This window comes from Actinoplanes sp. NPDC048796 (assembly GCF_040650035.1).
Taxonomy (GTDB): Bacteria; Actinomycetota; Actinomycetes; order Mycobacteriales; family Micromonosporaceae; genus Actinoplanes.
Genome location: NZ_JBEZGO010000009.1, coordinates 48570 through 71362 on the forward strand (window position 1 = coordinate 48570; position 22793 = coordinate 71362).

A 22793-nucleotide genomic window follows, 5' to 3' on the forward strand; every position below is an offset into this window, starting at 1 on the left:
TGGCCGCCGCGGTTGACCAAAGTACCGGTCATGCCGACCACCCAGGCCGACGCGACCCGGCGGCCCCCCATGGAGCTGCTGTTGCGGGATCTCCCGGAGCCCCACCGGGAGATCCTCGTCGCGACGTACTTCCGCCGCCGCACGCCCGAGGAGGCGGCGAAGGCCCTCGGGCTGCCTCAGGCCGAGGTCAGGGCCCGGCTGTACGAGGCCATGCGGACCCTGTCGGCGGTGGTGTCTAGTAACCGCCGGCCGGATCGAAGCCCAGGCCGTGGATGATGCCGGACAGCACCAGGGCGGCGCCCATGGCCGTGCCGATGAGAACGGCCCCGAAGATCAGCAGGATCAGCACGGTCTTGCTCATGCCGCCCAGACCCTCGGCCAGCACCTGCCCGACGGTGGGCTTGGGCCAGGTCAGCGGCGGGTAGACGTGGGCCTTTTCCAGCAGCTCCGGCTGCGGCGCGGCGGGTTCGTGCGCCGGCTCGACCGGGGTGACGATGACGCCGGTGGTGCGCTGCGGCCGTTCGGTCGCCTTGGATCCCTGGAGCAACATGATCGAACTCCTTTGCCTCTTAGCCGAAGCATGATCCTCAGCGAAGCCCGCGGTCACGGCCGATTGGCCAGTCTTTTCCCCCGAATTCCGGTCATATCCGGATTACGGCGAAGCGGACCTGGCCCTACGCTGACGACGTGCTCACTTGCCGGACGGCACGTGTCCTGACAGCCTTGCTGGCCCTGGGAATCACCCTTCTCTGGGCGCCGGCGACCATGTCGGCGGCCACTTCCGATGACTCCTATTACGCGGCCGCCCAGGGCCAAACCGGCGAAGCTCTGAAGAGCGCGCTGCACACGATCGTCTCGAGCGGGACGACCAGGCTGTCGTACGACGCCGTGTGGAACGCCCTCAAGGTCACCGACCAGGACCCGGCGAACCCGGCCAACGTGATCCTGCTGTACTCCGGGGCCAGCCGGGCCAAGACCCTCAACGGCGGCCACGCCGGCAACTGGAACCGCGAACACGTCTGGGCCAAGTCCCACGGCGACTTCGGCACCGCCACTGGCCCCGGCACCGACCTGCACCACCTGCGCCCCGAGGACGTGACGGTGAACGCCCTGCGCGACAACAAGGACTTCGACACCGGCGGCAGCGCGGCCACCGGCGCCCCCGGCAACTACACCGACGCCGACTCCTGGGAGCCCCGCAACGCCGTCAAGGGCGACGTGGCCCGCATGATCTTCTACATGGCCGTCCGCTACGAGGGCGACGACGCCTGGCCCGACCTCGAGGTCGACAACGCCACCACCGGCGGCCGCGCCCCGCGCCTGGGCAAGCTCTCAGCCCTGCTCCAGTGGAACACCCAGGACCCGCCGGACGCCACCGAGCGCCACCGCAACCAGATCATCCACACCACGTACCAGCACAACCGAAACCCTTTCATCGACCACCCCGAGTGGGCCGCCGCGGTCTTCGGATAACGCGTCCCCGCTTGGCGACGCTGCTGGCCGGCACTGACGATTCGACGCGGTGGCGGCCGATAGCCGAGTTCCTGGAGGAATACGGGTGGGAGCCGCGCACCGGCGCAAGACACTGCTCGAAAAGGAGCCCACCGACACCGGCGACGAGCACTGGGACGTGTTCCTAGCCGCGCTGACCGAACATCTGGCCGCCCAGGACGGGCACGCGCCTCCGCCATGGTCCGAGTCGCGCGCGCTGCGCCGCTTCTGGTCCCCCTCCAACACCCGTTCCGCGAGAGTCGACGCCCCCGCCGCGTTCCGGCGCCGGGGAGTGTTCGTCGCCGCTCAAGAGCTGAAGGTGGCATGAGCACCGACGACGATCCATTACTCGACCGGCACGCCATCGAGGACGCCTTCCGAAGCGCCTCGTATCCTTGATCACCCCGGGCTCCGGGTGTCGGCTGCCTCACCTGAGCACCTGCTCGCCATGAAAGTGCTGGCTGCGCGGCGTCGTGACGCAGAAGACATTCGCTTCCTGGTCGATCACCTCAAACTTCACAACGCGGACGCCGTGGTGGCGTTGTGTGCGCAAGTCTTCCCCGAAGAGCCCGTTCCCGACCGTGCGCGAATGATCTCGGAGCGATCCGGTGCCGGGCGGCTCGGGCGGGGGCGTTCGTATGATGGCGGGCATGACTGATCAAGCGACACCCGAGCAGCTGCGCCAGGAACTCCAGGACATCGACGCGGAGCTTGCTGAGCTGCGCCGGGTCGCCGGGGACGCGCAGGGGCGGCGGGGCGAGGACGGCGACAACTCCGAGGGGTTCCAGGAGCCGGAGGACATCGCCACCGAGCTGACCGGCATCAACGAGACCGAGGCGGTCATCGACGTTCTGGTGCAGCGCCGCGAGCGCGTCGAGGCGCAGCTCAAGAAGCTGGGCTGATTCAGGCGCCGGCCTCGTGCCGGCGCCGGTACTCGTCGTTCTGCCGAAGAGCCTCCTCGAGCTGGTCCTCGAGGATGATGATGCGGCAGGCGGCCTCCAGGGCGGTGCCGCTCTCGACCATCTCCCGGGCCCGCACGGCCAGGCGCAACTGGTAGCGGGAGTACCGGCGGTGGCCGCCGGCCGACCGCAACGGGGTGAACAGTTTCGCCTCGCCGAGGCGGCGCAGGAAGTCCTGCGAGGCGCCGGTGATCTCCGCGGCGCGGCCCATTGTGTAGGCCGGGTAGTCCTCGTCTCCGAACATGTCGTCGGGTTGGGCCATGCAACTCCTCTTCTCCATGACGAGGGCCCCGGCGGAACGCCGGGGCCCAGGGTTACGGGTTCAAACACCATTTCCGGCAGGTTCGCCGGTTTGTCGTATCCGCACCTGTGGGGTGCGAGGATCGCATATGCGTGACCGGAGACCACCTCTCGTTCGATGGAAACTGCGGTGACCGCCCAGAACCGAACTGCGTCCTGACGGCGGACGATCCAACGGTGTTCGACCCTCCCTTTCCTCTGAATCCTTCACTTGCCGTGCTGTCGTGCTGCCCGCCGGCGCCGGAGCCCTACGCGATTCCCTGGCCCCGACACGTGCGACGAGCTCTTCCTCGTGCGGCGTCGGCCGCTTATGCCGAGCGAGCCCACGACATGGGTCCGGGCCCTGCTTGACGCTCGGTCATTTCGTCGGCGTCTCTCACGATCTCTTCGTTCAACACCAGGAACATTAACCGGTCCCGCCGAGAAAATCTAGTCAGCCGATCATAGATTTTCTCGGCGTGTCGCCCACGTTCCGGAAGTGGAGCGCAGCCGCCACCACGAATCTCCCTCCGGCGAAGGCCGTCAGACGTGCCGGATGCGGCGATGCGAAGTCCGGGCGGCCGGGTGCGCATCCGGCCGCGGCCAGGCACGGTGCGGCGGAGGGGTTCGCGTCGAGAAGGGCGAGACGGCGCCGAGCACGGCGCCGTGGCTCACAGCCAGCCGGCGCGGCGGAGGAGGCGGTAAAGGATGCCCGCGCTCAGCAGCATGAGCAGCATCAAGGTGGGGTAGCTGTAGCGCCAGCCCAGCTCGGGCATGTGGGTGAAGTTCATGCCGTAGACACCGGCGATGGCGGTCGGCAGCGCGGCGATGGCCGCCCACGAGGCGATTTTGCGCATGTCGTTGTTCTGGTCGACCGTCAGCTGGGTCAGGCGGGCCTGGAGCAGGGCGTTCAGCACGTCGTCGAAGGCCAGCACCTGTTCCACGGCGGCCGTGTGGTGGTCGGCCACGTCGCCGAAGTAGCGGCGGATCTCCTTGGGCAGGTCGGCGAACTGTTTGCCGGCCAGCGCGGCCAGCGGGCGCTGCAACGGCAGCACGGCCGACTTGAACTTCATCATCTGGCGTTTGAGCTGATAGATCTGCTCGATCGTGACCGGGGTGCGCGCGTCGAACACGGCCGCCTCGGTCAGGTCGAGGTCGGTCTGCACGGCGGCCGCGATGTCGGCGTAGCCGTCCACCAGCCGGTCCAGGACGGCGTGCACGACCGCCCACGGGCCGCCCTGGGCCAGCGCCCGCGGGTCGGCGCTCAGGTCGGCCCGCAGCGAGCTGAGCTCCATGACCCGGCCCTGCCGCACGGTGATGACGAAACGCGGGCCGACGAACAGCCGCACGAAACCGGTGCTGACGATCTCGCTGGTGGCGGTGATCCGTTCGTGTTCCACGTACTGGGCGGCCCGGACGACGAGGAACAGCACATCCTCGTACCGCTCAATTTTGACCCTCTGCTCCCGATGCAGGATGTCCTCGACCGCCAGCGGGTGGAGCCCGAACACCTCGGCCACGTGGGTGAGGGCGGCCTCGGTCGGCTCGTGCAGCCCCAGCCACACGAAGGCGCCGTCCCGCTCGCGGGCCCGCTCGTAGAGCTGCGCGAGGTCGGCCGCCGGGCCGGGGCTCTCGACCTCGACCCCGTCCACGAACAGGCTGCAACCCACGATCGCCGTGTGATCGGCCCGCCCTCGCCAGGCCGGCCGCGGCGGCTGCCAGACGCGCCGGCCCTCCACGAAGCTACTTCGCTTCCCCGAGCAGGTCGTCCCGCACCCGGCGGCGCAGGACCTTGCCGATCTGACTGTACGGGAGCTCGCCCACCACTTCGATCCGGCGCGGCGCCTTGTATCCGGACAGCCGCTCGCGCGCCCACTTCAACATGGCGGCCGGGTCCACGGTCGCGCCTTCGGCGGCGACGACAACGGCGACGACCTCTTCCCCCGTACGCTCCGACGGCAGCCCGACGACAGCGACCTCCGCCACGTCGGGATGGTCGCGAACCACGTCCTCGACCTCCGACGGGTAGACGTTGAAACCACCCGTGATGATCAGCTCCTTGACCCGGTCCACGATCGACAGGTAGCCGTCGTCGCTCATCACCGCGACGTCGCCGGTGCGGATCCAGCCGTCCGGCAGCAGCACCGCCTCGGTCTCCTCGGGCAGGTTCCAATATCCGGAGAAGACCTGCGGGCCCTTCAGCAGCAGCTCGCCCGGCTCCCCGGCCGGCATGTCGCGGGTGACGTCGTCGCGGTCGGCGATCCGGACGTACGTCGAGGGAAACGGCACGCCGATCGAGCCGGCCCGGCGCCGCTCGGACATCGGGTTGCCGACCGTGATCGGTGAGGTCTCCGTCATCCCGTACCCCTCGATGAGAAGCCCGCCGGTCATGGCCTCCCAGGTCCGTACGGTCTCGGCCGGCAACGGCATGGCCCCGCTGAAGGAGAACCTGATCGAGCTCAGGTCGGCGCCGCGTTCGCGGGCGGCCGCGGCCAGCCGGTCGTACATCGGGGGAACGCCCGGGAAGAACGTCGGCGGGCGCCGCTTCACCGCGTCGAGCACCATGCCCGGGTCGAAGCGGGGCAGCAGGACGATCGTCGCCGCGATCCGCACGGCGGTGGTCAGGCAGAGGGTCAGGCCGTACGCGTGGAACAGCGGCAGAATCGCGGGGAACGTCTCCCCGCCGTCACGCAGCCCCGGCACCCACACACGGCTCTGCTCGGCATTGGCCACCAGGTTCCGGTGGGTGAGGATCGCGCCCTTGGGGGTGCCGCTGGTGCCGCCCGTGTACTGCAGGAGCGCGGTGTCGTCGACGCCCGGCCCGGGAACGGAGGCGTCGATCGGCGGCGCCGCGTCGACCAGCGCTTCCCACAGCAGCGTGCCGCCGGGCACCGTCCCGCGCATCTCGTCGCGCGTCCTGCGGGCGGCCGGCAGCGGAAGCTTGAGGGCGAGCCGCTTGAGCAGGGGCAGCGCGGCGGTCAGGTCGACGCCGACGATCGTGGTGATCGAGGTGCGTTCGGCGGTGGCGGCCACCGTCGCGGCGACCTTCTCCCAGCAGATGGCGACCGTGGCGCCGTGGTCGGCCAGCTGGTGGGCGAGTTCGTCGGCGGTGTACAGCGGATTGTGCTCGACGACGACGGCGCCGAGGCGCAGCACCGCGTAGAAGGCGACCACGTGCTGCGGGCAGTTGGGCAGGATCAGCGCGACCCGGTCCCCCGGCCCCACGCCGAGGCCGCGCAACGCCTCCGCGGCCCGGGCGACCTGGTCACCGAGTTGGGCGTACGTGGTGGTGGCACCGAGGAAGTCGAGCGCGATCCGGTCCGGGAAGCGCTCGACCGCGCCGTCCAGGTTCGCGGTCAGCGCCCGCTCGGGCTCGGCGATGTCGGCCGGAACGCCTTCCGGATAGGCCGCCAGCCAGGGCCGCTCGTCCGCCATGCCGGCCTCCTTACCTACGGTTGCGTAACCTCACCGAGGCTACCCTTCCCCACTCAGCAAGATCACCTGGGCGATCGACCTTGACACCCGTCGATGTACGGCGTGAAGTGTTACCGGGAGGTAACACGCCATGCTCGGTTTTCGCGCCGCCGTCGCCCTCGCCCTGCTGATTCCCCTGGCCGGCCCACCCTCACCCGCTCTCGCCTCGGCCCCGGTCGCCGCTTGCACCGCGCCCACGCCGAGCACGACGCAGCCCGGATATCTCGTGGCCGACCCCGACTGCGAGCTCGACGGGACGCCGTTCGCCGCGCTGCCCGGTGCGCAGGTGCGCACCGGCGTCATCGGCGGCGCCGCCTATCGGATCGAGGTACCGCGCAAGTGGAACGGCGGGCTCGTCGTCTGGGCCCACGGCTATCGGGGCACCGGCACCACGGTCTACGTCAACAGTCCCGACCTGCGCGCCCACTATGTGTCCCGCGGCTACGCGTGGGCGGCCTCCAGCTACGCCACCAACGGCTACGACGTCGGCCAGGGTGTCCGGGACTCGGTCGCCCTGATCGACGTGTTCCACAAGGTCACCGGCTCCCGCGCCCGGCAGGTGATCATGTCCGGCGCGTCGATGGGCGGCCACATCACCGCGGTGGCGATCGAGGAGCACCCGCGGGCTTTCGCCGGCGCCATGCCGTACTGCGGGGTGCTCGGCGACACCGCCCTGTACGACTACTTCCTCGACGCGAACGTCACGGCGGCCGCCCTCACCGGCGCCGACATCGAGTTCCCGCTCCAGCCCGGCGCCGACTACCAGCAGGTGTGGCGCTCGCAGGTGGGCCAGATCGTGCCGAAGCTGGGCCTGCCCACCGGTTCCACACCGGCCGGCCGCACCTGGTCGGCCGTCCTGGAACGTTCCAGCGGGGGCGATCGCCCCGGCTTCGACAGCGCGTTCGCGTACTGGAACTCCGCCCGTTCCCTCCCGCCGCTGAACGACCTGCCCTTCCTTTTCGGCCTTTATCCGGGTTTGCAGGGCGGCACCGGCGGCATCGCCCCCGGCAACGTCACCGACAACCGCCGCACCTTCTACCGCAGCACCGACCGCCTGTGGCCCACCACCGAGGAGCTGCGCCTCAACCGCGACGTCCTCCGCGTCCGCCGCACCGCGACCGCCGACCCCGGCCTGGCCGGCATCCCCCGCGTCGACGGCAACCCCCGAGTGCCGGTCCTCTCCCTGCACGACATAGGCGACCTTTTCGTGCCTTTCAAAATGGAGCAGGTGTACGCCGCCCGAGCCGCCCACAACGGCAAGTCACGGCTGTTCGTCTCCCGAGCGATCCGAGGCGTCGGCCACTGCGACTTCACCGCCCCGGAACTGACCGAGGGCTTCGACGACCTGACCACTTGGCTGCATACCGGCCACCGCCCCGCAGGCGACGCCATCCTCAACCGCCGAGCCGTGGCCGCCCCCACCTTCGGCTGCCGCTGGACCCGAGGCACCCATCCCGGCTTCGTAGCCCCGGCCTGCCCCTAGCCCCGCTCGCACCCAGTCCACTTTGCCGTCAGCCCGACTCGCACCTAGCCCCGCTTGCCGTCAGCCCGACTCGCACCTAGCCTCGCTTGCCGTCAGCCCCGCTTGCCGTCAGCCCGACTCGCACCCAGCCCCGCTCGCCGTCAGCCCGCCTGCCCTCAGGCCGGCCTGCCCTCAGGCCCGCGCGGGCGACAGGCGAACGGAAGCGGGCGTGCGCGAGTGGGCGGGCGGGCCAGCACGGGAGGCGCAGCCTGCCGCCCAACCGCAAGCCGCCGCCCGCCGCCCGCCCAAAGCCCTCCGCCCAGCCGCAAGCCAACCGGCGCCTCCGCCCAGCCGCAAGCTGCGGCCGTTACCCGCTGCCGCGCCTTACCGGTGCCCTTGCTGCCGCGGGGCTTCGGACTGCTGCCACCGGTGGTTCGGGCTGGTCAGTCGCTGCTGCTGCTGCTGTCTCCGAAGCCGCTGTCGCCGGTGGTCGTGGTGGTGGTGGCGTCTGTGCTGTGTGGAGCGCTGAACCAACCTCCGGAGCCGGAGCGGCGGCGGATGGGGCCGATCCCGCGGCGGTAGCCGTCGTCGAAGCCCCGGCGTACGCCGATGACCAGGGCGGCGACCAGCACGACGATCACGGCGACGGACGCGGCCGCGAGAAGGATGTCCATGTCCGTAGTGTGACCGATGGGTGCTGTCGTTCCCCCGCCCGTGGGCCGGGCTCGGCGGCCGTTTCCGCGGTTCGCGAAAGCGGCGGTAAGGATCGGGGCTTCGGCCGACATGTACCGGTCGAGGAGGGACCGATGGGCGACGCTCCACCTGAACAGAGATTCACCGAGCTCTACCGGGCCAGTCACGGGCGGGTTCTGCGGTTCGTCGCGCGCCGGGTCGACGACGACGCCGAGGCCGAGGATCTGACCGCTGAGGTGTTCCGGATCGCGTGGGACAAGACCACGGGCGGCGACGTTCTCACGCCGGCCTGGCTTTTCGTGACGGCCCGGCATGTGCTGAGCAATCACCATCGGTCGGTACGGCGGGGCGACTCGGCCTACCGCAAGGCGGCCGTCACCGGGCCACGGGCCGACGAGCGGACCGCCGATCTGGTCGCCGAGGTGCTGGAACGGCTGCCGGAGGCGCATCGGGACGTCCTGGTCCACCGGTACTGGGACGATCTGACCGCCGGCGAGATCGCCGCGCTCACCGGGCTGTCGGCGTCGGCGGTGTGGGTGCGGCTCCATCGGGCCCGGCAGGCTTTCAAGAGGTCGTACGGAGCGGAGGTCCGTCATGCCCAGCGTTAAGCGACTGATGCGGGACGCCAACCCGGTGCCCGGCGACCGCCCCGGGACCGAGGCGCGGGCCGAGGCGCGGCTGGCCGAACTGCTGGGTGGTCCGGCGCGGACGGCCGCTCCCCGGCGCCGGATCCTGGTCGGGGTGGCCGCCGCCGCAGTCGTGCTGGCCGGGGCGGTGACCGTGGGCGCGGTGGTGCTCCGGGACGCGGCGCCGCCCTCGTCGCCGGCGTCGGACCAGCCGTTCTATCCGACCGCCGGCGAGCTGGAGGGCAGTGCCGAGGCCATCGTCCGGGGGACGGTCGGCGCGACCCGCGCCAGTGCGGGCGAGACCGTGGCCACCTTCGCGGTGAGCCGGGTGGCCACGGGCACCCCGCGACCGGGCTCGTCGATCCGGGTCGTCTTCTCCGCCTCCGGACCGGAACAGGCCGACGGCATCCGCCAAGGCGGCGAGTACGTCCTGCTCCTCCAGGCCCGCGACGCCACCTCGTGGAACCTGGTCAACACCACCCAGGGCTACTACACCGTCGACCGGGGCCGGCTCGTTCCCACCGCCGGCAACCCGGTCACCCTCGGGCCGCCGACAACGACGGCGCTGGGGCTCTCCTGAGCATCCGGAGCGTCAGCGCCGGAATCATCACCGCGGCCGCGACGAGATGAAGCGCGACCAGGGTGGCCACGGTGGCCGCGTCCGCGCCGGAGAGGAAGGGCGGGATCAGCGAGATCGCGGTCAGCGCGCCCGCCGTCCACCCGAACCGCTCGGCCGGGCGCGTGCTCCAGCGGCGGAAGGCGTAGGCGAGCGCTACGCCCACGAGGGAGAAGAAGCCGGTGACGACGGCGATCCCGGACAGCGGGATGGTCTCGCCATCGTTCGGGACCTCGAAGTCCACCCCGAGAGCCTGGGCGAGCGCGGCGGTGAGTGTGGTGGCCAGTACGGCGGCGAGTGTGGCGACGAAGGGCATCGGTGTCACTCCGTGCCGTCGGCGGGCAGGTGGGCGGGCAGGCCGAAGCGCGGGAAGCGGTCGGCGTGGAACGTGTAGATCTCGGTGATCGCGCCGGCCGTGAGGCGCAGGACGTCCATGGTCAGGGGCAGGTACGCGCCCTCCGCCGGGCGCCAGTGGTAGTAGGCGATCGCGGGCTGGCGGTTGGCCGAGGTGGGTACGGCGCGCAGGCCGGTCATGCCCTCGTAGCCGCTCTCCTTCCAGTACCTCACCACCGTGTCGCGGCCGGCGTACAGGCCCGGGGTGGGTGGCATGGCGCTGCGGACGTCGTCGCGCACCATCGACGCGAGGACCGGGATGTTCGCGGTCACGCTGGCCTCGGTGTACCGGCGTACGAGATCAAGCGTCTCGGGGTTCTCCTCGCCGCCGGTCCAGTCCTGCCGTTCGGCCGGCAGATGCTCCCGCATGCCGGCCCGGGCGCGCTGAAGTGCGCTGTTCACCGAGTTGACCGAGTCGCCCAGAAGGTCGGCGACGTCCTTGGCCGGCCAGCCGAGCACGTCCCGCAGGATCAGCACGGCCCGCGGGCGCGGGGCCAGATGCTGGACCGCGATCAGGTACGCCAGTTCGACCGTCTCCCGCGCCACGGCTCGCACCTCGGGCGCGTCGGCGTCGCCGGCCGGCAGCTCGTCGAGCAGCCGGTCCGGGTAGGGCTGCAACCACAGCACCTCGCCGCCGGCGGCCGGTTCCGGGCGGACCTTGGCCAGCAGGTCGAGGCAGGCGTTGGTGGCGATCCGGTACAGCCAGGCCCGTACGGTCGACCGCCCCTCGAAGGTCTCCCGCCGGCGCCAGGCCCGCAGGAACGTCTCCTGCACGGTGTCCTCGGCGTCCTCGAACGATCCGAGCATCCGATAGCAGTGCACGTGCAGTTCCCGTCGGTGCCGTTCGGCCAGCCCCGAGAAGGCCGGCTCCTCCAGCCGCGTCTCCGCGCTCATCACGTCATCCTTCCGCCTCAGCGTGTCCAGTCGTAGGTATGACGGCCGTGGCGGCGGGAACTCATCACAGCTGCTTGTGGAGGATCAGCAAGTGGCAGGGCACGGCCAGCAACGGTGACAGCTCCGGATGGTCGCCGGCCAGCGATTCCGTGCCCACCTGGCGGTAGCCGATCCGGGTGTACCAGCCGCGCAGGAACTCCTTGACCGGATGTTCCCCGTCCAGCGGCACCAGCAGTTCCAGCCGCATCGCCGGCGCCCCGGCCGCCCGCGCGTGCTCCTCGGCGTACCGCACCAGTTCCCGGCCCACGCCGCGGCCGCGCTCGGCCGGGTCGGCCGCCAGCATGCCCAGCTGGAAGAGCCCGGGCGCGAACGGCTGAACCCGTACGGAACCCAGAATGTGATCCCCCCGCCGCGCGACCGCGAGTTTCCCGCCGAGCCCGGCCATCTCCGCCGCCGACGTTCGCCGCATGCCCTCGCGCCAGAGGCCCTTCTCCCCTTCGGCGTACGCGTCGTTGACGATCCGGGCCAGCCGTTCGGCGGTCGCGGCATCGGGTTCCGCCTCCAGCATCGCGATCTCCATGCCACTAGCATGCGGCCATGTCCACCACCGCGGGCGCCGGGCTGAGCCGGCTGAACACGATCTACCGGGCCGGCGTTCTCGGGCGCCGGCCGCGCGTACCGGCCGACTTCGCCGAGCTCGAGCGCCGGGCCCGGCGCGTCAGCAGCGCTGTGGCCTGGGCTTATGTGGCCGGCGGGGCGGGTGCGGGGCGGACCATGCGCCGCAACCGGGAGGCGTTCGACGGCTGGGCGATCGTGCCGCGGATGGCATCGGGCGCCGTCGACCGCGACCTGTCGGTGGAGTTGCTCGGGCGGCGGCACCCCACGCCGGTGCTGCTGGCGCCGGTGGGCGCCGGGGCGCTGATGGGCGCGGACAGCGATCTGCACATCGCGCGGGCCGCGGCCGCGACCGGCACCACGTACATCCTCTCCAACCAGGGCTGTAACCCGATGGAGGACTGCGCGGCGGCGATGGGCGACGCCTCGCGCTGGTTCCAGCTGTACTGGAGCAAGGACGAGGACCTGGTCGACAGCCTCATCGGCCGGGCCGAGGCGGCCGGGGCGGGGGCGCTGGTCGTCACGCTCGACACGACGGTGCTCGGCTGGCGGCCGCAGGACCTCAATCTCGGGTCGCTGCCGTTCAGCCGAGGGCAGGGCATCGCGCAGTACACGTCCGACCCGCGGTTCCGGCAGATCGTCGCCGAGCGGCTCGGCCGGCCGGCGGCGCGGCCCCAGGTGACCCTGGGCGCGATCCGGACGCTGCTGGCGATGTCGCGCAACCATCCGGGGCGGTTCCTGGCCAACCTCCGCTCGCCGGTGCCGCGGGCGTCGGTCGAGACGTTCCTCGACATCTACTCCAACCCGGGGCTGAGCTGGGACCACCTGGCCACGCTGCGCGAGCGCACCCGGCTGCCGGTGGTGCTCAAGGGCATCCTGCACCCGGACGACGCCCGCCGCGCCCTCGACCTGGGGGCCGACGCGATAGTCGTCTCCAACCACGGCGGCCGCCAGGTCGACAACGCCGTGGCCTCCCTCGACGCGCTGATCACCATCCGCGACGCGGTCGGTCCCGATCCGGTGCTGCTGCTCGACAGCGGCGTCCGCGGCGGGGCCGACGTGTTCACCGCGCTCGCCCTGGGGGCGAACGCCGTCCTGCTCGGCCGCCCCTACATGTACGGGCTGGCCCTCGACGGCGGCCGTGGCGTCGAGGACGTCATCCGCAACGTGATCGCCGAGCTCGACCTGACCATGGCCCTGGCCGGCACGCCGGACATCGCCTCGATCACCGGAGATCTGCTGACCAGCACTCAAGTACGGTGATCGGCGCCCGACCCGGCAGTCCGTGCCACCGGCTACCGGCCGGCCCAGGGCTTTCACCTCGCCGGGCCGATGCCGGGCGAGGACGTGTCCCTGCTGTTCGAGAGGGCTACCAGCTACATTGCCTGAACGATGGCTCTGATCGACCTCGGTGACACCGCGGCGCCCGCCCCGCCGGCGGCCGCGCCGGTGAACCTGCCACGGCTGCGCCGGACGGCGCTGGCCGGGCTCACCGTGGCCGGGCTGCTGGCGGTGGGCGCCTCGGCGGCGCCGGCGCCGGCGCCGGTGCGGACCGCCTGGACGGCGACGTTCCGGCCGAGCGACACCATGGCGATCGACGGCCGTACGGTCTACCTCAACCGCGACAGCGACGCCGGGCCGACCGTCGTCACCGCCTACGACCTGGCCACCGGGCGGCAACGGTGGTCCACCCCGGCCGGCGACGGTCCGGCCGACCGGGGCGTGCGAACGGCCGGCGACGTCGTGCTGGTCTCCACCGAAACGCCGGGACCGGGCACGATCGCGCTCGACGCGGCGACCGGCGCCGAACTCTGGCGGGCGAACGGCGACGCCCGGCCGTCGGCGGCGAGCGGCGACGTGCTGCTGGCCGGGACGGGCCGGCTGCGCCTGGTGAGGTTGCGCGACGGTCGCGAGGTGTGGCGGCACCCGCTCTCGCCGGCCGATCAGTGGACCATGCTGACCGAGGGCGGCCGGCCCTCGACGATCGTCACGGTCTCCGCCCAGGGCGACGCCACCGTCTACCGCTACGCGGACGGCGAGGTGCTGCACCGCGGCCGGATCCCGTGGAACGGGGTGTACTCGGCCGGGCTCACCCCCGCCGGCCCCTACCTGGTGGTGGTGCGGACGGCCTCGGCCCAGACCGTGGCCACCGTCTACCGCCCGGCCGACCTGCGGCCGCTGTGGCGGACCGGCGAGCTGATCGGTTCGGTGACGGGCTGCGGGGTGCTGATCTGCGCGGCCGGTGTACGCGGGGTGGCCGCCCACGACGCGGCCACCGGCCGCGAGGTCTGGCGGCGGGACGACATGACGTACGTCTGGGACCTCGGCGGCGGCCGCCTGCTGCTCTCGGCGGCCGACCCGGCCCGGACGGCGCTGGCCGACACCGCCACCGGCCGGGCCGTCGGCCGCCCGCTCGACGGGCAGCCCGTGACCGACAAGGCCGGTTCGATCCTCCTGCTACGGGCGACCGGAACGCCGGTTGCCCGCACGGCGGTGACCCGGGTCGACCTGGCCACCGGCCGGACCGTCCCGCTCGGCACCATCGGCTCGTCCCCGGCCCCGGACTGCCGGGGAGCGCCCGGCCACCTGCTCTGCGCCCGCGACGACACATTGACGGTTACCCTCGTCACAGGGAGGTAGGCGACCGATGGTCGACATCCTCGACGTGGGGCCGATCCCGCAGGAGGACTCGGGGCCGCTGGCCGGGCAGGGCTGGGGTTACACCGGCATCTTCGCCACCGCGAACGGTGGCGGTTTCCTGACCGAGCAGTTCCCCGACGCGTACAAGGTGATCTGGGACTTCGCCGGCCAGACGGCGACCTCGCGGCACATCCCGCACGTCTCGTTCACCGGCATCGTGCATCCGGGCCTGATGGGTACCGCCCCGTCGGCCGCCCTGCTGGCGAAATGGAACCAGCGGGAGGGCGCCCTGATCGCGACCGACCCGAACCGGGTGCCGCCGCTGGCCTTGCCGCCGGAGCCGCGCGACGCCGTACTGGGAAGCCTCCCGCAGAGTGACTACGCGCGGGTGGCGGCCGAGGCCGCGCGGACCGCACCACGACGGCGAGCAGCGCTACCTCGACTCGCACCTGTCCTACCAGCGGGCCTGCCTGCACGCGATCGACTATCTGACCGCCTTCGGCTACACCCCCGAGCAGGCCTACATGATCCTGGGCGCCGCCCCCATCGAGGGCCGGCTCTCCGGCGTCGTCGACATCCCCAACGCGTGCGCCACGGTCTACCTGCCGACGGCCATCTTCGACTTCGACATCCGCCCCTCCGCCGCCGGCCCCACCCGCGTCAACCCGGGCCCGGGCGTACCCCGCTCGTGACCTCGAACGCGGGCACGGCCTCGGCCGTGGGGATGGAGAAGAACAGCGCCGAGAACTACGCCCCGGCGACGTTGACGGAGTACGGCCATCTGGTCGAGACGTTCGCGGTCGTTGAAATCCTCCGTCAGGTGACCTGGCCGGCATCAGAGCGCTGCGCGCCCGCATCGGTGGGCGCCTCGCCGCCGCGGTGGTGTTCTACACCGGGGCGTTGAGCTTCCGATTCGACGACGACACGTTCGTGCTCCCCCTGGACGCGCTCTGGTCGAGCGCGTCATAGTCGGCACCTGGGTTGCACCCGGGGGATGCTTGGGAGAGTGCCTATGCCGGCCGATGCGTTCGGCGTGAAGAGTCGTCTTGCCGGCCGCCTCGCCGGCGTTGTGCTCGCCGCCACTGTTCTGGCCGCGGGGATCTCCGGTCCCGCGGCCGCTGACCGGCTTGTGGCGGAGCCCGTCCGGGTGATGCCGCTCGGGGATTCGATCACCTGGGGTAGTGGGAGCGCCGACTCGCGGGTCGGCAACCGGACCGGGGCCGCGACGGCCAGCGGGTACCGGGTCGATCTGCGGAAGCGGCTCACTGCGGCCGGGATGGACGTCGACTTCGTCGGGTCGCGGCAGGCCGGGCCGTCCGGGACCGACCGCGACAACGAGGGGCACCCGGGGTGGCGGATCGACCAGATCGCGGCCGAGGTGGACGGCTGGCTCGACACCTACCGGCCCGACGTCGTTCTGCTGCACATCGGGACCAACGACATCGCTCAGAACCGGCCGGTCGACGTCTCCGCCGCCGGGTTGTCCGCGCTGATCGATCAGATCCGGGCCGGGCGGCCGGGCGCCGACATCTTCGTGCAGCGGCTCGTCCAGGGGCACGCCGAGCCCGTCAAGAGCCGGATCGCCGCCTACAACCGGATGATCCCGGGCATCGTGGCCGGCAAGGACGCCAAGGTGCACCTGGTCGACCAGTCGTCGGTCGGTGGTCTGTCGCTGTTCGACAACCTGCACCCCAACGACGACGGCTACGCCAAAATGGCCTACAACCTCTACCGCGCCATGGCCCGGGTCTACTCCGGCGGCGGCGCCTGGCCCGCCGGCCGCAACCCGTACACGGCGACCGCCCGGACCCTGTGCTTCCAGATCAACCGGACCGTGGCCGGGCGGCGGACCTGGCACCCCGACTGCCGTACCTGGACCCTGCGCACCGTCTGGCAGCGGCCCGGCACCACCGTCCGGACCTACCGGGTCAAGGTCAAGGGGCATTACGTGACGCGTACGCGGGTGGTGGCCACGTGGCTGTCCGACGACCCGTACCTCACGAGTGTTCGTGCCGGCGGCGTTCGCTGATCTCCCAGCTCATCACGTAGGAGCGGATCGTCCGGGCCGCCTGCTCGGGCGTGGTGAAGGTGACCACGACGTGCCGGCCGGGGTCGCCGTGCGGGGCCTCCCGGACGGTCAGGATCGTGCCGTCCAGGGCCAGCCGGTGGTCGCCGGGCAGGTTCATGGCGGCCCGCAGCCGGTCGCCGGGGGTCAGCGGGGCCGGCTCGTCGATCCAGCAGCGCAGTCCGCCCTCGCTGATGTCGAGCAGGGCGGCCTGCATCTCGTGGCCGTCGCCGGTCAGGCGCACGGCGGCGCCGCCACCACCGCGGACGTACTCCCGGCGGTTGCTGTGCCGCGCGGGGCCGGCCGGGGCCAGGGCCCAGTGGTACGGGGCCTCGCCGTCGACCGCGACCAGGCGGCTGGGGAGAACGATGCGGGTGCTCGGTGACGCCCAGAAGACGTCGAACTCCGCCGCCTGGCCGGCGACCTCGAGCGGGGCGGCGACGGTGAAGGTGTCGCCGCCGGTCGCGACCAGGCGGGAACGGACGTTCGCGCCCTCGCCCAGGGCCAGGTACATCGGGGTGCCGACGGCGGGCAGCTCAGCGAGGGCGGTGGAGGAGGCCGAAGCGATCATGTGCATCCGGATCGGCCGCGGGTGCGGGTACCTGAGCGGTTCGGTTGCGGATCAGGTGTGATCCGTCAGGCCCACCGTGATCTTCCATTCCTTCAGGTCGCGGTCCTTGGTCACCCCGTGTCTGGTGTACGGGTCCTGCTCGACCAGGGCCTGCGCGGCCTCGAGGTCGGGCGCGGACAGGACGATGACGCCGCCGCTGAGGTCGGCCAGCGGCCCGGCCAGCAGGAGGGCACCCGAAGCCTGGAGCTTGGCGAGGTGTTCCAGGTGCTCCGGGCGGCGCGAAGCGCGCTCCGGGGTGTCGTGGTATCCGTACGTGAGAATGAAGTGGCTCATGGCTCTTTCCTTTCGGGGAGGCCGTAGACCCGGCGGGCCGTACGGGAGAAGACGTCCGCCTGTTCGGTGCCGGTGCGGTGGGCGAGGGCCTGTTTCCAGGCGCCGGTCAGCTCGGCGGCGGTGGTCCACAGGGTTTCGACGGGCAGGTTCGTGCCGAACATCGCCCGCTCCGACCCGAATAGGGACAGCACCTCGTCGGTCACCAGCCGCAGCAGCGACGGGTCGACGCGGTGCACGAAGGTGCCCTGCCCGGTCAGCTTGACCACCACGTTCGGCAGCGCGGCCAGCTCGCGCAGGCCGGCCCGCCACTCGGCGAGGACCGCCGGATCCGTGTGGTCGGTCAGCATGCCGGCGTGGACCAGCACGAACGTCACGTCCGGGTGGTCGGCGACGAGGGCCGCCGCGTCGTGCATCTGCCCGGCGAAGACCTGCAGCTCGAACAGCCAGCCCAGGTCCTTCAGGGCCGCGATGTTCGAGCGGAACACCGGGTCCTTCATCCGGTCGGGCGCGTCGGCGAAGCGGAACTCGGGGCGCTCGTGCCAGTGCAGCTGGAGGCGGGTGCCGACGACGAGCGGGCTGATCGACTGCTGCGTCCGCATGACCTCGACCGCGTCCTCGGCGAACAGGTCGGCGCAGCCGACCACGGCCATCGGCCAGCCGGACCGCTCGTGCACCCCGGCGATCCAGTGGATCTCGTCGACGACCCGGTCCATCGGCCAGTTCGGCTGGACGTACACCGACGAGCTGATGCCGGCCGAGATGGCGTCGTTGCGGTACTCCTCGATGAGGTAGTCGCGCCGGATCGGCTCGTACGGGCCGAAGATCCTGGGGACCATCGGCCCGGACAGCCATGGCATGTCGGCCTGTCGCCACACGTGGTGGTGCGAGTCGACGATGTCACCCGTGTACATAGGCAAACCCTTCTCGTACGGCGGTGAGCGCGGTCCCGAGGTCCCGGACCCCGGTCAGCGAGTCGAGGTCGGCCCGCACCGCCGCCATGGCGCGGGTCAGCGGCCGGTACGCGGGGTCGCAGGCCAGCGGCGACCACCAGCAGAGCCGGTGCGCGAGCCGGGACAGCCGGCCGACCGCGTCGGTCATGGCCGCGCAGTCGCCGCGTTCGAGCCCGTCGGAGAGGACGAGCACGAGCGCGCCCCGGGCCATGGTCACGTAGTGCGCGTTGCCGAGGAACGTCAGCAGGCTCTCGCCGATCTGGGTGCCGCCCTCGGCGTCCTGCACCACCCCGGCCAGGGCGCCGAGCGCGGCGTCGAGCGACGGGACCCGCAGCGCCCCGGTCACCCGGGTCAGCCGGGTGCCGAAGGTGAAGACCTCGGCCCGGGCGCAGGTGGCGACGACCGCGTGCGCGAACCGGAGGTAGTCGGCGCTGTACTGCTTCATCGACCCGGACACGTCGACCAGCACCAGCACGCGGCGCTGCCGGCGGGGCCGGGAAAGCCAGTGCAGCCGGACGACCTCGCCGTAGGTACGCCGGGAGTCCTGACAGGTGGAGCGCAGGTCGACCCGCCGGCGGCGGCCGCCGGGCCGGCCGCGCCGCGACCTGGTGGTGGGCACCGCCCGGGGCAGCGAATCGCGGATCTGCCGCAGCAGGTCGAGCGGGCCGGGCTCGGTGGCCGGGAACCGGACCGTCGTCTCGGGGCTGATCCGGCCGGCCGCGAGTCCTTCGCTGCCGCCCTGCTCGAGGACGAGGTCGCCGGCCTCGCGGGAGCCCGGGACACCGGTCGACTCCTCGCCGGTGTCCGGCGCCGCCGCCACGATCAGCTCCGAGGAGGCGAACACCTCGTCGTAGATCCGCAACTCGGCCTCGGAGGTCACCAGGGTGGCGGCCCCGGCCCAGTAGAAGTGAGACGGCATCAGCTCCACGGCGGCGAAGAAGTCCCGCTGCTTGTCGACCGGCACGGCGAGCCCGCGCGCCCGCAGCTCGCGGACGAAGGCGAACAGGACGTCAACGGGGGTCATCGGGGAAGACCTCACCGGCGTGCGCGGTGATCAGGGCGACGTCCTCCTCGTTCTTCAGCACGAGCCCGAGCGACGCGCGCAGGGCGTCACCGGGTGACGCGCCCTCGGCGGTCAGCGCGAGGGAGCCTTGAGCCCACGCGATCGACTCGGCGATGCCGGGCCGCTTCAGCGGGCCCAGCGACCGGATGACGTTCACCGAGTGGACCAGCCGGGCCGCCGCCCGCGCGCTGAGCCCGGGCGCCTGGGCCTCGACGATCGTGCGTTCGCGGTCCGGGTCCGGGAACGGGATCCAGTGGTAGAGGCAGCGCCTTTTGAGCGCGTCGTGCAGTTCCCGCGTCCGGTTGGAGGTGAGCACGACGAGCGGCGGAACGGCGGCGGTGATGGTGCCGATCTCCGGGATGGTGATCTGGAAGCCGTCGAGGAATTCCAGGAGGAACGCCTCGAATTCGCTGTCGGCCCGGTCGATTTCGTCGATCAGGAGCACGGCGCCCGTACGGCTGCGCAGCGCGCGCAGAAGGGGGCGTTCGAGCAGGAACTCGCTCGCGTACAGATCGGCCACCGGCGTGCCCCGGACCTCGGCCGCGCGCAGGCTCAGCAACTGTTTCGGATAGTCCCATTCGTAGAGCACCTGTGCGACGTCGATGCCCTCGTAGCATTGCAACCGGATCAGTTCCCGCCCGAGCGCGCCGGCCAGCACGTGCGAGATCTGCGTCTTGCCGACCCCCGGCTCCCCTTCCAGGAGCAAAGGCTTTTGCAGAGCGATGGCCAGCCGTACGGCGGTGAGCAGCCCCTCGTCGGCGAAATACTTCCGCTCCGCCAACTGCCGGCTGAGAGCGTCGCGATCCGGCGTCATGCGCGCAGCGCGTCGAGCCCGCGCAGGATCGACTCCGGGGTGAACGGCATCGTGGTCAGCCGTACCCCGCAGGCGTCGAAGATGGCGTTCGCGATCGCCGGGATCGGGGCGTTGGCCGTCATCTCGCCGATGCCCTTCGCGCCGAACGGCCCGTTCGACGCCGGACGCTCCAGAATGACGCTTGTCTGTACGGGTATCTCGCCCGGCCCGGGCATCAGATACTCGGTGAAATCGATCGGCCCGTGGTCGCGCGACGCCGGGTAATACGGCTCGGTCGACTCGAAGATGGCGTGCGAAACACCCATCCAGGCGCCACCCTCGACCTGTTGGGTGGCCATGGCCGGATTGAGGGCACGGCCGATCTCGTACGCGTTGTGCAGGCTCAGCACCGTCACCACGCCGGTCTCGTCGTCCACCTCGACCTCGGCCACGCTGCACGCGTGGGCCTGGCACGAGTCCGGGTCCATCTCGCCGGTCTCGGGCACCGGATAGTTGCGCTCCTTGAGGAACATCCCCCGCCCCGAGATCGACCTGCCCTGCTTGAAGTGGGCGGCCAGCGCGACGTCCGAGATGTGGATCTTGGTTCCGGGGCTGCCCTTGAGCCGGACGAAGCCGGTGCCGTCGGTCTCCAGGTCGCCCGCGTCGACCTCGAGCTCGTCGGCCGCCACCCGCAGCATCACGTCGCGGGCTTCGCGAGCGGCCATGATGACGGCGTTGCCGACGCGGTGGGTGCCGCGGCTGGCGAAGGTACCCATGCAGTGCGGGCCGGTGTCGGTGTCGGCGGTGTCGATGATGATGTTCTCCATCGGCATGCCCAGGGTCTCGGCCGCGCACTGGGCCACCACGGTCTTGAGCCCCTGCCCGAGGTCGACCGACGACAGGCTCACCACGAAACCGCCCATGGTGGTGGCGTGGATGAGCGCCTGGGACGGGTCGCCGCCGAGGTTCATGCCGGTCGGGTAATTGACGGAGGCGTATCCCCGCCCGTACCGAAGCGTCATTTCCTATGCCTCTCTCGGGGTTGACGAGGACAGTGCCCGGAACTCGTCGGGAAGCTCGTGGCCGACCAGCGCCGCCGCCCGCTGAATGACCTCGATCAGGGCGGTTCCCTCGGCCACCTTGCGATGGGCCTTCAGGTCGCCGTCGCGATAGGCGTTGATGAGCCGGAACTGCAGCGGGTCGATGTCGAGGGCCAGGGCCAGCCGGTCCATCTGCGATTCGAGCGCGAAATCGGCGATGGTGACCCCGAACCCGCGCATGGCGCTCGACGGCGTCCGGTTCGTGTAGACGCAGTGGCAGTCGGCGTAGACGTTCGGAATCGTGTACGGGCCGGGCAGGTGGGCGCACGCTTTCGTCGTCCCGTACGGCGAATGCCGTGAATAGGCGCCGGCGTCGACGTAGAGCATCACCTTGCGGGCGAGGATGCGGCCGTCGTTCATGACGCCGTCCTTGATGTAGATGCGCTCGGCCGCGCGCGGCGACGAGACCTGCATCTCCTCCTCGCGGGTGTAGACGAATTTGACCGGCCGGTTGGTGAGCATGGCCGCGATGCAGGCCAGCGGCTCGACCATGACGTCGACCTTGCCGCCGAATCCGCCGCCGACCGTGCCGCCCTTGACCTGGAGGTCGGTGAACGGCCGGTCGAGAATCAGCGCCGTGTTGTCGAGCGTGAAGAAAGCGGCCTGCGTATTGCTGTGAATGAGCAGCCGCCCGCTGCTCTGCGGCACGACGATGCAGCCGGTGGTCTCGGTCGGCGCGTGTTCGATCGGGGCCGAGCTGTAGCGCCATTCGAATACGCGGTCGGCCTGCGCGAACCCCTGCTCCACGTCGCCGAAACGCAGCCGGCGCGCGTGGTGGCCCTCGTACACGAAATAGTTCGTACCGGCCCGCTTGATGACCGGCGCGCCCTCGGCGAGGGCTTCCTCGACGTCGAGCACGGCCGGCAGCTCGGTGTAGGTCACCTTCACGCGGCGGGCGCCCTCGAGCGCGGCCGCCTCGGAGTCGGCCACCACGGCCACGATCGGCTCGCCCTTGTAGAGCACCCGGTCCTCGGCCAGGACCGGCTCGTCGTTGGGCTCGATGCCGATCAGCCGCAGCACGACGTACCAGTTCGAGGGCACGTCGGCGTGCGTGATGACCCTCAGCACCCCCGGAACCCGCAACGCCTCGGAACAGTCGACGCTGTCGATCCGGGCGTGGTGGTGGGCCGAGCGATGGATCTTGACGTGGGCGAGGTCGGGGAAGGTCCGATCCTCGAAGAATTCGGTACGGCCGGTGACGTGCCCGAGAGCGTCGGAGCGCTGCACCGTCTTGCCGATGACGGTGAAGTCGCCCCGGCGCTCGTCCTTGAAGTAGTCGGTGTCGATCGGGTTGACCCGCGGCATCAGAGCCTCGCCCGCTCGGCCGCGTCCAGGACGGCGCTGATGATCGGCTCGTAGCCGGTGCACCGGCACACGTTCCCGCTGATCGCCTCGGCCACCTCGTCCCGCGTCGGGTTCGGGTTGCGGTCGAGCAGCGCCTCGGCCGACATGATCATGCCGGGCGTGCAGAACCCGCACTGGGTGGCGAAGCCGTCGAGGAACGCCTGCTGCACGTGGCTGAGCTTGGCCCCGTCGGCCAGCCCCTCGACGGTGGCGACGTCCGCCCCGTCGACGGTCACGGCGGGCACCAGGCAGGACACCACCGGTTCGCCGTCGAGCAGGACCGTGCACGAGCCGCAGGCGCCCTGGGCGCAGCCCCGCTTGGCGCCGGTCAGTCCCAGTTGCTCGCGCAGCGCCAGCAGAAGGGTCGTCTCCGGTCTGGCCATGAACGCCTTGCCGATCCCGTTGACCTTGAGATTTACGATCTTCACCGGC

The 22793-nt window shown here is 71.3% G+C and carries 27 protein-coding genes and 1 pseudogene; 12 read left to right on the top strand and 16 right to left on the bottom strand.

Going from position 1 to position 22793, the window contains the following annotated elements:
- Positions 1–30 precede the first annotated feature (30 nt).
- Positions 31–276 carry a sigma factor-like helix-turn-helix DNA-binding protein gene (locus tag AB0C26_RS31485; protein WP_360254881.1) on the top strand — a complete coding sequence of 82 codons (246 nt, stop codon included), beginning with the start codon at positions 31–33 and terminating at the stop codon, positions 274–276.
- On the opposite strand, the gene AB0C26_RS31490 is transcribed toward AB0C26_RS31485, so the two are convergent.
- Positions 236–550 (bottom strand): hypothetical protein, encoded by a 315-nt coding sequence (locus tag AB0C26_RS31490; RefSeq protein ID WP_360254883.1) that lies wholly within the window; start codon positions 548–550, stop codon positions 236–238. The two genes, AB0C26_RS31485 and AB0C26_RS31490, sit on opposite strands and share 41 nt — an antisense overlap.
- A gap of 173 nt (positions 551–723) precedes the next feature.
- Between AB0C26_RS31490 and AB0C26_RS31495 the strand changes: the two genes are divergently transcribed.
- The 3 genes from AB0C26_RS31495 to AB0C26_RS31505 all read left to right on the top strand — a co-directional run bounded on the left by AB0C26_RS31495 (position 724) and on the right by AB0C26_RS31505 (position 2393).
- Complete coding sequence (locus AB0C26_RS31495; RefSeq protein ID WP_360254885.1) at positions 724–1473, top strand: endonuclease; 750 nt, start codon at positions 724–726, stop codon at positions 1471–1473.
- 85 nt (positions 1474–1558) lie between these two features.
- The gene (locus AB0C26_RS31500; protein ID WP_360254887.1) at positions 1559–1819 is read left to right on the top strand and encodes a hypothetical protein; all 261 of its coding nucleotides are present in this window, start codon (positions 1559–1561) and stop codon (positions 1817–1819) included.
- Positions 1820–2141: 322 nt separating this feature from the next.
- Positions 2142–2393: a hypothetical protein gene (locus tag AB0C26_RS31505; RefSeq protein WP_360254889.1), complete on the top strand. Its 252-nt coding sequence runs from the start codon at positions 2142–2144 to the stop codon at positions 2391–2393.
- 1 nt (position 2394) lies between these two features.
- Here AB0C26_RS31505 and AB0C26_RS31510 read toward each other — a convergent pair whose 3' ends face one another.
- From AB0C26_RS31510 to AB0C26_RS31520, 3 genes are all read right to left on the bottom strand, one after another.
- Positions 2395–2712 carry a MerR family transcriptional regulator gene (locus tag AB0C26_RS31510; RefSeq protein WP_360254891.1) on the bottom strand — a complete coding sequence of 106 codons (318 nt, stop codon included), beginning with the start codon at positions 2710–2712 and terminating at the stop codon, positions 2395–2397.
- A 688-nt stretch (positions 2713–3400) separates the two neighbouring features.
- Complete coding sequence (locus AB0C26_RS31515) at positions 3401–4468, bottom strand: magnesium and cobalt transport protein CorA (RefSeq protein ID WP_360254893.1); 1068 nt, start codon at positions 4466–4468, stop codon at positions 3401–3403.
- Between the two features lie 4 nt (positions 4469–4472).
- Positions 4473–6164 (bottom strand): long-chain-fatty-acid--CoA ligase, encoded by a 1692-nt coding sequence (locus AB0C26_RS31520; RefSeq protein ID WP_360254895.1) that lies wholly within the window; start codon positions 6162–6164, stop codon positions 4473–4475.
- 130 nt (positions 6165–6294) lie between these two features.
- Here AB0C26_RS31520 and AB0C26_RS31525 point away from each other — a divergent pair, with 130 nt between their 5' ends.
- On the top strand, positions 6295–7686 hold the full coding sequence (locus tag AB0C26_RS31525) for a prolyl oligopeptidase family serine peptidase (protein ID WP_360254897.1): 1392 nt from the start codon (positions 6295–6297) through the stop codon (positions 7684–7686).
- Positions 7687–8108: 422 nt separating this feature from the next.
- Here AB0C26_RS31525 and AB0C26_RS31530 read toward each other — a convergent pair whose 3' ends face one another.
- Positions 8109–8339 (bottom strand): hypothetical protein, encoded by a 231-nt coding sequence (locus tag AB0C26_RS31530; protein WP_360254899.1) that lies wholly within the window; start codon positions 8337–8339, stop codon positions 8109–8111.
- 132 nt (positions 8340–8471) lie between these two features.
- Here AB0C26_RS31530 and AB0C26_RS31535 point away from each other — a divergent pair, with 132 nt between their 5' ends.
- The gene (locus AB0C26_RS31535; protein WP_360254901.1) at positions 8472–8966 is read left to right on the top strand and encodes a sigma-70 family RNA polymerase sigma factor; all 495 of its coding nucleotides are present in this window, start codon (positions 8472–8474) and stop codon (positions 8964–8966) included.
- The gene (locus AB0C26_RS31540; protein WP_360254903.1) at positions 8953–9564 is read left to right on the top strand and encodes a hypothetical protein; all 612 of its coding nucleotides are present in this window, start codon (positions 8953–8955) and stop codon (positions 9562–9564) included. The genes AB0C26_RS31535 and AB0C26_RS31540 overlap by 14 nt, the downstream gene beginning before the upstream one ends.
- On the opposite strand, the gene AB0C26_RS31545 is transcribed toward AB0C26_RS31540, so the two are convergent.
- The 3 genes from AB0C26_RS31545 to AB0C26_RS31555 form a co-directional block, all read right to left on the bottom strand.
- A complete protein-coding gene (locus AB0C26_RS31545; RefSeq protein ID WP_360254905.1) occupies positions 9521–9916 on the bottom strand; it encodes a DUF6069 family protein in 396 nt (131 codons plus the stop codon). The two genes, AB0C26_RS31540 and AB0C26_RS31545, sit on opposite strands and share 44 nt — an antisense overlap.
- A gap of 5 nt (positions 9917–9921) precedes the next feature.
- Positions 9922–10887 carry an RNA polymerase subunit sigma-70 gene (locus AB0C26_RS31550; protein WP_360254907.1) on the bottom strand — a complete coding sequence of 322 codons (966 nt, stop codon included), beginning with the start codon at positions 10885–10887 and terminating at the stop codon, positions 9922–9924.
- A 64-nt stretch (positions 10888–10951) separates the two neighbouring features.
- Positions 10952–11467, bottom strand: coding sequence for a GNAT family N-acetyltransferase (locus AB0C26_RS31555; protein WP_360254909.1), 516 nt, complete (start codon positions 11465–11467; stop codon positions 10952–10954).
- Between the two features lie 17 nt (positions 11468–11484).
- Between AB0C26_RS31555 and AB0C26_RS31560 the strand changes: the two genes are divergently transcribed.
- From AB0C26_RS31560 to AB0C26_RS31580, 5 genes and pseudogenes are all read left to right on the top strand, one after another.
- A complete protein-coding gene (locus AB0C26_RS31560; RefSeq protein WP_360254911.1) occupies positions 11485–12765 on the top strand; it encodes an alpha-hydroxy-acid oxidizing protein in 1281 nt (426 codons plus the stop codon).
- Positions 12766–12894: 129 nt separating this feature from the next.
- Positions 12895–14142, top strand: coding sequence for a PQQ-binding-like beta-propeller repeat protein (locus tag AB0C26_RS31565; RefSeq protein ID WP_360254913.1), 1248 nt, complete (start codon positions 12895–12897; stop codon positions 14140–14142).
- Between the two features lie 7 nt (positions 14143–14149).
- Positions 14150–14498, top strand: a pseudogene (locus tag AB0C26_RS31570) (acetamidase/formamidase family protein); the annotation flags it as partial.
- 18 nt (positions 14499–14516) lie between these two features.
- The gene (locus AB0C26_RS31575) at positions 14517–14834 is read left to right on the top strand and encodes an acetamidase/formamidase family protein (RefSeq protein ID WP_360254915.1); all 318 of its coding nucleotides are present in this window, start codon (positions 14517–14519) and stop codon (positions 14832–14834) included.
- A gap of 341 nt (positions 14835–15175) precedes the next feature.
- Entirely contained in the window at positions 15176–16171 is a 996-nt protein-coding gene (locus AB0C26_RS31580) for an SGNH/GDSL hydrolase family protein (protein WP_360254917.1), read from the top strand.
- Here the strand turns inward: AB0C26_RS31580 and AB0C26_RS31585 are convergent.
- Genes AB0C26_RS31585 through AB0C26_RS31620 form a run of 8 tightly spaced genes read right to left on the bottom strand, consistent with a single transcriptional unit; the run spans position 16140 to position 22789 of the window.
- Positions 16140–16778, bottom strand: coding sequence for a PilZ domain-containing protein (locus AB0C26_RS31585; RefSeq protein ID WP_360254919.1), 639 nt, complete (start codon positions 16776–16778; stop codon positions 16140–16142). The genes AB0C26_RS31580 and AB0C26_RS31585 overlap by 32 nt on opposite strands.
- Before the next feature lie 51 nt (positions 16779–16829).
- Positions 16830–17111 carry a YciI family protein gene (locus AB0C26_RS31590; protein WP_360254921.1) on the bottom strand — a complete coding sequence of 94 codons (282 nt, stop codon included), beginning with the start codon at positions 17109–17111 and terminating at the stop codon, positions 16830–16832.
- A complete protein-coding gene (locus AB0C26_RS31595) occupies positions 17108–18022 on the bottom strand; it encodes an amidohydrolase family protein (RefSeq protein WP_360254923.1) in 915 nt (304 codons plus the stop codon). Before AB0C26_RS31595 ends, AB0C26_RS31590 begins: the two co-directional genes overlap by 4 nt.
- Positions 18009–19085: a VWA domain-containing protein gene (locus AB0C26_RS31600; protein ID WP_360254925.1), complete on the bottom strand. Its 1077-nt coding sequence runs from the start codon at positions 19083–19085 to the stop codon at positions 18009–18011. Before AB0C26_RS31600 ends, AB0C26_RS31595 begins: the two co-directional genes overlap by 14 nt.
- Positions 19072–19938: a MoxR family ATPase gene (locus AB0C26_RS31605; RefSeq protein WP_360254927.1), complete on the bottom strand. Its 867-nt coding sequence runs from the start codon at positions 19936–19938 to the stop codon at positions 19072–19074. The genes AB0C26_RS31600 and AB0C26_RS31605 overlap by 14 nt, the downstream gene beginning before the upstream one ends.
- The gene (locus tag AB0C26_RS31610) at positions 19935–20939 is read right to left on the bottom strand and encodes a molybdopterin cofactor-binding domain-containing protein (protein ID WP_360254929.1); all 1005 of its coding nucleotides are present in this window, start codon (positions 20937–20939) and stop codon (positions 19935–19937) included. The genes AB0C26_RS31605 and AB0C26_RS31610 overlap by 4 nt, the downstream gene beginning before the upstream one ends.
- Before the next feature lie 3 nt (positions 20940–20942).
- On the bottom strand, positions 20943–22322 hold the full coding sequence (locus AB0C26_RS31615) for a molybdopterin cofactor-binding domain-containing protein (RefSeq protein WP_360254931.1): 1380 nt from the start codon (positions 22320–22322) through the stop codon (positions 20943–20945).
- The gene (locus tag AB0C26_RS31620) at positions 22322–22789 is read right to left on the bottom strand and encodes a (2Fe-2S)-binding protein (protein WP_360254933.1); all 468 of its coding nucleotides are present in this window, start codon (positions 22787–22789) and stop codon (positions 22322–22324) included. The genes AB0C26_RS31615 and AB0C26_RS31620 overlap by 1 nt, the downstream gene beginning before the upstream one ends.
- Positions 22790–22793: the final 4 nt, after the last annotated feature.

Excerpts from the sequence above, each read along its gene's own strand:
- AB0C26_RS31555 (WP_360254909.1), bottom strand. The coding sequence starts at position 11,467 with ATGGAGATCGCGATGCTGGAGGCGGAACCCGATGCCGCGACCGCCGAA.
- AB0C26_RS31565 (WP_360254913.1), top strand. The coding sequence starts at position 12,895 with ATGGCTCTGATCGACCTCGGTGACACCGCGGCGCCCGCCCCGCCGGCG.
- AB0C26_RS31590 (WP_360254921.1), bottom strand. The coding sequence starts at position 17,111 with ATGAGCCACTTCATTCTCACGTACGGATACCACGACACCCCGGAGCGC.
- AB0C26_RS31490 (WP_360254883.1), bottom strand. The coding sequence starts at position 550 with ATGTTGCTCCAGGGATCCAAGGCGACCGAACGGCCGCAGCGCACCACC.
- AB0C26_RS31545 (WP_360254905.1), bottom strand. The coding sequence starts at position 9,916 with ATGCCCTTCGTCGCCACACTCGCCGCCGTACTGGCCACCACACTCACC.
- AB0C26_RS31530 (WP_360254899.1), bottom strand. The coding sequence starts at position 8,339 with ATGGACATCCTTCTCGCGGCCGCGTCCGTCGCCGTGATCGTCGTGCTG.
- AB0C26_RS31600 (WP_360254925.1), bottom strand. The coding sequence starts at position 19,085 with ATGACCCCCGTTGACGTCCTGTTCGCCTTCGTCCGCGAGCTGCGGGCG.
- AB0C26_RS31610 (WP_360254929.1), bottom strand. The coding sequence starts at position 20,939 with ATGACGCTTCGGTACGGGCGGGGATACGCCTCCGTCAATTACCCGACC.
- AB0C26_RS31540 (WP_360254903.1), top strand. The coding sequence starts at position 8,953 with ATGCCCAGCGTTAAGCGACTGATGCGGGACGCCAACCCGGTGCCCGGC.
- AB0C26_RS31510 (WP_360254891.1), bottom strand. The coding sequence starts at position 2,712 with ATGGCCCAACCCGACGACATGTTCGGAGACGAGGACTACCCGGCCTAC.
- AB0C26_RS31525 (WP_360254897.1), top strand. The coding sequence starts at position 6,295 with ATGCTCGGTTTTCGCGCCGCCGTCGCCCTCGCCCTGCTGATTCCCCTG.
- AB0C26_RS31595 (WP_360254923.1), bottom strand. The coding sequence starts at position 18,022 with ATGTACACGGGTGACATCGTCGACTCGCACCACCACGTGTGGCGACAG.
- AB0C26_RS31485 (WP_360254881.1), top strand. The coding sequence starts at position 31 with ATGCCGACCACCCAGGCCGACGCGACCCGGCGGCCCCCCATGGAGCTG.
- AB0C26_RS31560 (WP_360254911.1), top strand. The coding sequence starts at position 11,485 with ATGTCCACCACCGCGGGCGCCGGGCTGAGCCGGCTGAACACGATCTAC.
- AB0C26_RS31585 (WP_360254919.1), bottom strand. The coding sequence starts at position 16,778 with ATGATCGCTTCGGCCTCCTCCACCGCCCTCGCTGAGCTGCCCGCCGTC.
- AB0C26_RS31615 (WP_360254931.1), bottom strand. The coding sequence starts at position 22,322 with ATGCCGCGGGTCAACCCGATCGACACCGACTACTTCAAGGACGAGCGC.
- AB0C26_RS31520 (WP_360254895.1), bottom strand. The coding sequence starts at position 6,164 with ATGGCGGACGAGCGGCCCTGGCTGGCGGCCTATCCGGAAGGCGTTCCG.
- AB0C26_RS31550 (WP_360254907.1), bottom strand. The coding sequence starts at position 10,887 with ATGAGCGCGGAGACGCGGCTGGAGGAGCCGGCCTTCTCGGGGCTGGCC.
- AB0C26_RS31605 (WP_360254927.1), bottom strand. The coding sequence starts at position 19,938 with ATGACGCCGGATCGCGACGCTCTCAGCCGGCAGTTGGCGGAGCGGAAG.
- AB0C26_RS31505 (WP_360254889.1), top strand. The coding sequence starts at position 2,142 with ATGACTGATCAAGCGACACCCGAGCAGCTGCGCCAGGAACTCCAGGAC.
- AB0C26_RS31535 (WP_360254901.1), top strand. The coding sequence starts at position 8,472 with ATGGGCGACGCTCCACCTGAACAGAGATTCACCGAGCTCTACCGGGCC.